At 61.5% G+C, this 5813-nt stretch carries 2 protein-coding genes and 2 pseudogenes; all 4 read left to right on the forward strand.

Going from position 1 to position 5813, the window contains the following annotated elements; all coding sequences use genetic code 11:
* Positions 1-192 (forward strand): annotated as a pseudogene (locus VGL01_RS04530) (porin); the annotation flags it as partial.
* Positions 193-425: 233 nt separating this feature from the next.
* Entirely contained in the window at positions 426-1844 is a 1419-nt protein-coding gene (locus tag VGL01_RS04535) for a hypothetical protein (RefSeq protein WP_331567514.1), read from the forward strand.
* 401 nt (positions 1845-2245) lie between these two features.
* Positions 2246-5590: a bifunctional diguanylate cyclase/phosphodiesterase gene (locus VGL01_RS04540; RefSeq protein ID WP_331567516.1), complete on the forward strand. Its 3345-nt coding sequence runs from the start codon at positions 2246-2248 to the stop codon at positions 5588-5590.
* Between the two features lie 11 nt (positions 5591-5601).
* A pseudogene (locus tag VGL01_RS04545) lies at positions 5602-5813 on the forward strand (hypothetical protein); the annotation flags it as partial.

Consider the following 5813-nt stretch of genomic DNA (forward strand, 5'->3'; position numbering starts at 1 on the left):
ACGCTTGCGAGCCACGCCTGGAGTCAGATCGTCGCGGGCACCGATTATTCGCTTTCGAAACGCACGGACATCTATTTCCATGCGGTTTACTTGCGCGCCAGCGCAGGTGTGCAGGCGCAGATATTCCTCCTTCCGGCGTCCGGCTCCACACGGCAAGCCGTCGTTTCCCTCGGCATGCGCCACCTCTTCTAGGTTTTCCGCTGTTTCGCACGCGGCATCGGAAATTCGCGGCTCGTTTCGGTGGCCGACGCGGGTGCTTCGTACCATGGAACCAAAGGATAAGACTAACGGCTGCCCGAGCGTGCCATGAGGGCCTTCGGACGACGCGCGCGATGCGAAAGCCGGATATCCGCGTTTCCACATCGGTGGGACCCAGTGATCTACGGTCGCACCGTATTTCAACGTACGCAACCGAGGCAAGAACCATGTCAAGCATCAACGCTCGCGTCGATGGACTGGGACCCACTGCAACGTCGTTCAAGCATGAACGTACCGCAGCCGAAAGTCCGCAGCAAAATACCCAGGCACTGCTCGCTAAAGTGGAAGCGCAACTCGAAGACATCTTGAGGATGATGTCCCAGTCCGGACGGGGACCGAGCGCCGACGCGCATGGCAACGATCATCATGGGCATCAGTCGCGCGAAGCACAAAATGCTCATAACAAGGTCGACGCACACGACCCATCGTCGGCGGTGTCGGGCAAGACTTCGAGCGTCGGCACGGCGCCCGCCAGCACGCCGTCGTCCCAGTCGGTCTCCGCCGCGACGCCGGGCGATCACTCGCGCGAAACGCTCGCGGCCGGACATGGCTGGGGAGCACAGAACGGCGGGGTGACCGGCGGATCGAAGGCCGACAAAGCCCACGTATTCACGGTATCGACGCGCGATCAGCTCGTCGCCGCATTGGGCGGAAACAATGCGACCAACGGCTCGAACTCGACGCCCAAGATCATCCAGATCAAAGGCAACATCAATTTGAATGCCGACAGCAACGGCAAGGAAATGAGCAAAGGCGACTTCGCCAACGAGAAAGCTCAACTCGCGCACGACATGCTCAACGTGGGTTCCAACACGACGATCATCGGCATAGGTAAAGACGCAGGCATCAGCGGCGGCGGATTCAATGTCAGCAACCAGCACAACATCATGATCCGCAACCTGAACATGACGTCGCCGTTCGATTTTTTCCCGGGCAAGGACGCGGAAGGCAATCCGCATGGGCGCGTGTACAGCATCGAGGCCAAGGGAACGCAGAACCTGTGGGTGGACCACAACACGTTCAAGGACGGCACGACGCCAGCCGGGGCGATCAGCGGCGATCAATTGGATTTCACCGACGGCGCGAACTATGCGACGGTCTCCAACAATCAATTCCTGAGCCACAACAAGTCGATTCTGATCGGCTCGAGCGACGGCATGACGAGCGACAAGGGGAAGCTCAACGTCACGATCGACCACAACCTGTTCGCGGGCGTGTCGCAGCGCGATCCGCGCGTGCGTTTCGGCAACGTCGACGTCGCCAACAACCTCTATCAAGACAGTTCGTCGCAGGCCAACCGCTTTCAGTACAACCTCGGCGTTGGCGTCGACTCGAACATCACGTCGCAGAACAATGCATTCGAAACGCACGGGGTCAGCACGCAGAGCCTCGTCAAGCGCTTTGGCGATTCGGGGCACCTGACCGATAGCGGCTCGCTCGTGAACGGCAAGTCCGTCGATCTGTCGTCATCGCCGACCGGCAACGGTCCGGGTGCCGGTGGGATCGCGCACCTCGATGCGACGGACCAGGTGGCGTCAATCGTGCTGGCCCAAGCGGGCGCAGGCAAGATTGGACTTGGAGATTGATTGACGCGCTTGCCATATTGAGGTCACGTTCCCGGCGGTTTTGGCCACAGCGGCGTTTTCTATATTCGCTGCATTGGCCAAGCCGCCTTCTTTATGCTTGAGCCCCGGTATTTTTTGCTGCATACGTTATGCGCAAAAGACAGTTCTTTGATCTAGATTAAACCTCGCAACCAAAAACAGAATATTTTGGGGTTTAGGTTAATAGGGTTTCCGTTCGTTGTAACACGCCTGGAAACCTATATTCTTCGAGCAAAGACAATCAAGCCGCATCGGCTAATTTATTAACAGCTTGCAGAATAGCCGTCTTTTTAAATCGGTAAAAATGTCGCTTTGAACGAGCGGCGAATGTTTGCATAGCGAGGCGCCGCGCTGGCCTCGTCGGCCGGGGGGCTGCGGTGTACATGATGTTCAAACGTGCGCGGAGCTTTTGCCGCGAGCATTACGCCGGCGGATTCGCCCTCGGCGCCCTGATATTGGGCGTGGGGGCGGCCGTGGTGGTCTATTCGCTTTTGAATGCGCTCGTCGATCGCGAAGCGAAACTGCGATTTGAAAACGATTCACGTAACGTCGAACAACAGATTGCAACGCGTGTTCGCCTTTATTCGGACGTGCTTGTCACGATGCGTGCCCTGTTTAGCGCGGACGGCACCGTGACACGTAGTGAGTTTCGCAATTTTGTGAACAGTCTGGATCTGCCGGGACGCTATCCTGGTTTCCAAACGCTCAATTACTCGGTGTATGTCCGCACCGCCGATCTGCCCGGCTTCGAAGCGCATGAGCGCGTCGACCCATTGCTGCACGATGCGGGAGTCGACTTCAGGGTACGTGTAAAGGGCACCGGCGAGGCGCATGAAATCCTGACGTTCGTCGAGCCGCTCGCAGCGAATCGCGACGTCCTCGGCGTCGATATCGAAGCTAAGGCCGGCCGCGGCGGCGTGTTGCAACAGATGCGCGATTCCGGCATGTCGATCAGCAGCGGACGGCGCATCTTCGCGGAGCGGGGCGCCGAAGAAGTCGGTCTGGCGATGCGCTTGCCTGTCTATCGCCGCGGGCTGCCCGCGAGCACCGTGGCCGAGCGCCGGCTCGCTTATCTCGGCTCGGTCGGCGCCGGCATCCGGATCAACGGCATGATGGCCGGGCTGGTCAGCCGGGAAACGCTGCGAACCCTGCGATACCGCATCTACGATGCGGGCAGTCTGCGTGAGCAGGAGGCGGCGTCAGCACCCCTCAGCCTGCTCTACGACAGTGCGGACGGGCCTTCGTTGACGGGTGCGCTCGCCTCGCAAATCGGCGCGGCCAGCGCATCGGCCGGCACTCACGACAGGCTGTCCCGCCAAACGTACGGCGAGTTCGCGGGCCGTCGGTGGGTCATCGTTTTTTCCGCGGATGTTCCCGCGCTGATCGGATCGCAGCGCTTCATGCCGCAGCTCGCGCTGGTGTCGGGTCTCGTCATCAGCGTCTTGCTGTCCGTGCTCGCGCATGCGCTCTCGAGTGCGCGCGCACGAGCCGTGAAACTGGCAGAGGCGATCACGGCCGATCTGCGCGAAAGCGAAGCGGCGCGCGAAAAGGCTCAACACATTGCGCGGCTGGGCGACTGGCGCGTGGACTTCGACGAGCACACCACCCACCTTTCGAAGGAAATGGCGCGTTTGATCGGATGCCATGGCAAGCCGACGCTGGTCGGATTCGTTCGTGCGATCGAACCGGCGGACCGGCACGCACTGCTCGCGCGCTTGCGCAACACGCTCGAGACGCGCGAACCGTTCGAGTTCGAGTGCCGCTACCGGTCGCCGCGCGGCCGCCGGGGCTGGCTGCGCATGATCGGTCGCGCGTGCGGGCCCGCCGGGACTCGGCAATTGCGCGGTACCGCGCATGAGATCACGCGGCAGAAATCGATCGATCGCGTTCGCGAGCTCGAACACGCATTCACGCTGCAACTCGCAACGGCGACCAACGAATGCGATGTCCTGCACCAGCTGATCGGACTGCTGACGACGGGCATGGATTGGGAGGCTGGCGCGTTCTGGCCCACGGCAGCGGGGCATCGGAAGCAATTGCGGGCCGTGCATTCGGTGACGGTGGCGGAACTCGCTTCGTGGCTGCGCGAGCGCGCGCAGCAGGTCGATGCGAGCGAGGTGCCGGCCGTGCCGCATTGGTCGGCGAGGCGCCATGCGCAAAGCGGCACCTTCGGCGACGATGCCATCGCGACGACGTTTTCGTTCCCGCTCGTGACAGGCACCGAAGTGCTCGGCGTAGCGCAGTTCTACTCGCGGGAGCGACGCCACGTCGAGTCGCAGGCGCTGGCGATGGCGCGCTCCATCTCGAGCCAGATGAGCCATTTTCTGCAGCGGCGCAATGCCGAGAACAATTTGCAGTTTCTCGCCAACCACGACGCACTGACCGGACTACCGAACCGCCTGATGTTCAAGGACCATCTCGATGCAGCGCTGGCCCGCGCCGACGCGGAGAACACCGCGCTTCACGTGATCTTCATCGATCTGGACCGGTTCAAGGACATCAACGATTCGCTCGGCCACAACATCGGCGATCAGCTGTTGAGCGCGGTGGCCGAGCGCCTGAGCGCACAGGTGCGCGAAGCGGAGATGATCGCCCGGCTGGGCGGGGACGAGTTCATCGTTGCGCTGAGCGATCGATGCGACGGCTCCCGCAGCGTCTTTGCGACGATCGAGCGCATTCAAGCCGCGCTGGCCCAGCCATTCAGCCTGAGCGGTGTGCAGTTGCAGGTGAGCGCGAGCATCGGTGTGAGCTCGTTCCCGGCGGACGGAGCGGATGCGCAAACGCTGCTCAAGAATGCCGATATCGCCATGTACGGCGCGAAGCAACGCGGCAAGAACACCTACCAGCTCTATTTGCGTCAAATGAGCATGTCGCTGCAAAAGCGCGTGGAAATGGAGGCCTGCCTGCGCCATGCCGTTGCCAGCAACGAGTTCGAGCTCTTTTATCAGCCGCGCGTCGATTTGAGCTCGAACCACTGCACCGGCGTCGAGGCGCTGATTCGCTGGAACAGTCCGACGCTTGGGCGTGTCATGCCGGGCGATTTCATCCCGCTTGCCGAGGAAATGGGCACGATCGTGGAGATCGGCGAATGGGTGTTGCGCGAGGCGTGCCGCCAGGCAGCGGAATGGCGCGACGGCGGTCTCGGCGATATTCACGTCGCGGTGAATGTCTCGGCGTGTCAGTTCGCGGACAGGCGATTGCAGCACTGCATCCTCGATGCACTGGGCAAGGCCGGGCTGCCGGGCGACAGGCTCGAACTCGAATTGACCGAGAGCACGGTGATGCGCCATCCGGAACAGGCCGTGCGCTGGTTGAACAGCATCAAGAAGACCGGCGTACGGCTGTCGATCGACGACTTCGGCACTGGCTATTCGTCGCTGGCTTATCTGAATCGATTCCCGATCGATACCGTCAAGATCGATCGCTCGTTCGTCAGCTCTTTGCCGGACAGCCACTGCGATGCCCAGATCACGAGCGCGGTGATCGCGCTCGGTCATTCGCTCGGCCTGACGGTGATCGCCGAGGGCGCGGAAACGCAGGCGCAAATCGATTTTCTACGTAAGGAAGGCTGCGATGAAGTGCAGGGCTACTTCTTCAGCCGCCCTTTGTCAGCTGGCGACATGAGGGTTTTCCTGGGTCAGCCAGCCCAATCCGGCCTCGGCAGCGCGTCGGGGCTTTCACCGAGGGACACGCGGGAATCGAACTCGCGGCGTTCGTTTCATTCATGACGAGGAAGACCATGCAACGACCATCGAAAAAACAAACAGCGGCCATGTGGCAAGCCATCGACGAGCTCGATTTCGAGCGCATCAAGGCGAAGCTGCTGCACGGGCATCGTGACGAGGCGCGCGTCGAGGAGGTCCGCCGCGCGGAAATCGGTTATCGGCAGTTTCTCAAGCTGGCCGCGAAGTATCCGGACATGCCCGTGGTGCCGAGCGAGGCCGTCGACGA

Source organism: Trinickia sp. (assembly GCF_036503415.1).
Lineage (GTDB): Bacteria > Pseudomonadota > Gammaproteobacteria > Burkholderiales > Burkholderiaceae > Trinickia.

Bases quoted from the DNA above. Each gene is read 5' to 3' on its own strand.
- VGL01_RS04535 (WP_331567514.1), top strand. From the start codon at position 426: ATGTCAAGCATCAACGCTCGCGTCGATGGACTGGGACCCACTGCAACG.
- VGL01_RS04540 (WP_331567516.1), top strand. From the start codon at position 2,246: ATGATGTTCAAACGTGCGCGGAGCTTTTGCCGCGAGCATTACGCCGGC.